This window comes from Oleiphilus sp. HI0061 (assembly GCF_001635675.1).
In genome coordinates this window covers 1-1,129 of the sequence record NZ_LWFE01000438.1, presented here as the reverse complement: position 1 = coordinate 1,129, position 1,129 = coordinate 1, and the positions used below count along the sequence as shown (strand labels likewise).

1 pseudogene is annotated in these 1,129 nt (G+C 45.1%); it reads left to right on the top strand.

The features are described 5' to 3' along the window. Positions 1-1,129, top strand: a pseudogene (locus A3735_RS05900) (DEAD/DEAH box helicase); the annotation flags it as partial.

Here is a 1,129-nt window from a genome sequence, read left to right as displayed (position 1 = left end):
GGCCATGACCTTTTAGCAGCAGCACAAACCGGCACAGGGAAAACTGCTGGTTTTACATTGCCCATCCTAGATCGTCTCGTTAAAGGCGAAAACCAAAAGGTAATCGAGTTCGTGCAGTTATCCTCGCCCCAACCAGAGAACTCGCAGCACAAATTGCCGTAAGTGTTGAGCAGTATTCGAAACACCTTCCTCTACGTTCTTCTGTTGTCTACGGTGGCGTCAAGATTAACCCTCAGATGATGCTGCTACGTAAAGGTCTCGATATACTTGTAGCCACTCCGGGACGTCTTCTCGACCTACACTCTCAAAATGCAGTGAAATTTGAAGACCTCGAAATCCTTGTTCTCGATGAAGCTGACAGAATGCTAGATATGGGCTTTATAAGGGATATTCGGAAAATTATTTCCTTGCTTCCAAAGAACAGGCAAAGCCTATTATTCTCAGCCACCTTTTCAGACGAAATCAAGATGCTCTCAAGAGAGTTTACACATAACCCCGTTGAGGTCTCAGTTAGTCCCAGTAATACAACAGCAAAAACAATTGAGCAGTGGATATACCCAGTCGATAAAAATAGAAAATCAAAACTTTTATGCCAATTGATTAAGGAAGAAAACTGGCAACAAACTTTGGTTTTTTGTCGTACCAAACATGGATCAAACCGCCTAACAAGAGTTCTCGAAGGGGCAGGTATCAAAGCTGCCGCGATTCACGGCAATAAAAGTCAAGGTGCCCGAACTCGAGCCCTACAAGAGTTTAAGTCTGGTGTCATTCAAGTTTTAGTTGCGACTGATATTGCAGCACGCGGCATCGATATAGATCAGCTACCTCAGGTTGTTAACTTTGAGCTACCTCACGTATCTGAAGATTACGTGCACAGAATAGGTAGAACCGGCCGCGCGGGGTCGGATGGTTTAGCGATATCTTTGGTTTGTGCCGATGAATTTAAAGAACTCAAAGGTATTGAACGGTTAACTAAACAAGTGATTCAACGTAGAACGGTCGAAGGCTTCGAACCTGTGCACTCCCTACCCGAATCCCAGCTAGATACTCGTCCGTTCAAAGCAAAAAAGCCCAAGAAACCCAAAAAGCCAAAAGCCGAGCAGCACGGCAATCAGGCGAAGACCGACTC